This window comes from uncultured Thiodictyon sp., from assembly GCF_903828115.1.
GTDB lineage: Bacteria > Pseudomonadota > Gammaproteobacteria > Chromatiales > Chromatiaceae > Thiodictyon.
Map to the genome: position 1 here is coordinate 1 of NZ_CAIKKU010000864.1, position 1,676 is coordinate 1,676.

The 1,676-nt window shown below is 69.0% G+C and carries 1 protein-coding gene; it reads right to left on the minus strand.

Translation table 11 applies throughout. The features are described from left to right. Positions 1–127: 127 nt before the first annotated feature. Positions 128–1,676 (minus strand): efflux transporter outer membrane subunit (locus QZY48_RS32395; RefSeq protein ID WP_366929819.1); only part of this gene is annotated, 1,549 nt, incomplete at its 5' end.

The window sequence follows — 1,676 nt, forward strand, 5'->3', positions numbered from 1 at the left end:
CGTTGTCGTTGTCGTAATCGAGGTTATCGTAGTGCCCCGGATTCTCTCGCAGCCGAAAGTGCATCGCTTCTCCGATTACGACAACGACAACGACAACGATTGCGTTTAACTGGTTCTTGACTCGTTACTATTGCGCCGCACCAGCGACACCCGACCCCGCTCCCGCCGCTGGCGCCGCCACCCCCGGCGCCCTGGGGATGGCCGGGGCGAAGGGCCCCTTGCCGCGCACCGGTGCCGGGGCCTCGCGGGCGGCCTCGTCGACCCAGCCGCCGCCCATGGCCTGGTAGATGCTGACCAGCGCGATCAGACTGGCGGCGCGGGTGGCCGCCAGGTTCAGCTCGGCGGGAAAGAGTTGCTGATCGGCCTGGAGCACGGTCGAATAGGGGGCATAGCCGCCGTTGAACTGGAGCTTGGCCAGGCGCGCATAGTCGCTCAAGGCCTGGACCAGCCGCTGCTGGGTCGTCACCTCGGCGGTCAGCTTCTCCCGGCCGACGAGCGCATTGGAGACGTCGGCAAAGGCGCCCACGATGACCCGCTGGTAGTTGTTCAGGGCCGCCTGCTGGAGTGCCACGGCCTGCGCGACCTGACCGCTGACCGCCCCGGCGGTGAAGATGGGTCCGGCCAGGGTCCCGGCGAAGCTCCAGGTGTTGGCCGGTCCGCTGAAGAGGTTGGCGAGTTGGGCGCTGTTGGTGCCCAGGGCGCCGGTCAGGGAGATGGTCGGGAAGTACAGTGCGCGGGCCGCGCCGATCCGGGCATTGGCGGCGATCAATTGCTGCTCCGCCTCCAGGATGTCCGGCCGGCGGGCCAGCAGGTCCGACGGGACCCCGGCCGGGACGGCGGGCGCCGCCAGGGTCTCGACGGGCAGGCCGCGCGGGATAGGCCCCGGGTTGCGCCCCAGGAGCACGCCGATTCCATTCTCGGTCTGGGCGATCTTGCGTTCCAGGAGCGGGATCTGGGCGCTGGCGGTCTCGTACTGGGACTTGGCCTGGGCGACCGTCATCTCCGAGACCTGTCCGTATTTGAACTGGGCCTCGAACAGGCGCAGGGATTCGCCATAGGCGGCCTGGGTCTGTTTCGACAGGGCGAGCTGGGAGTCGAGCCCGCGCAACTGGATGTAGCCGCTCGCCACCGTCCCCACCAGTGACAGGATGACACCGCGTCTGGCCTCCTCGGTGGCGAGCAGGTTGGCCCGCGCCGCCTCGGTCTGACGGCGGATGCGGCCCCACAGGTCGATCTCCCAGGAGGCCCCGGCGAGTACCTGGAAGTTGTCCGCCGGGTTCGCGAAGCTGCCCGGGATGGTGGTGGCGGTGTCCTCGGAGACGCGCGCTCGCTCGCCCACGCCGTTGTAGGTCAGTTGCGGAAAGAGCGGTGCGCGGGCCTGGCTCAGGACCCCGGCGGCGGCCTCCACGTTGGCCGCGGCGATCTTGACGTTCCAATTGTGGGCCAGGGCCTGACTGATCAGGTCATCCAGGACCGGGTCGTTGAAGCCCCGCCACCAACGGGTGTTGGCGGTCTCCTGTACCTCGCGGAACTGGAAGCGGTACTGCGCCGGGGTATCGACCTTGGGCCGGACATAGTCGGGGCCGACCATGCAGCCGGCGAGCAGAACCGCCAGCGTCATGGTCACGACCAGTCCGGTCGGTACGGCCAGCGGCGCGCGGTCCGCACAGCGGACC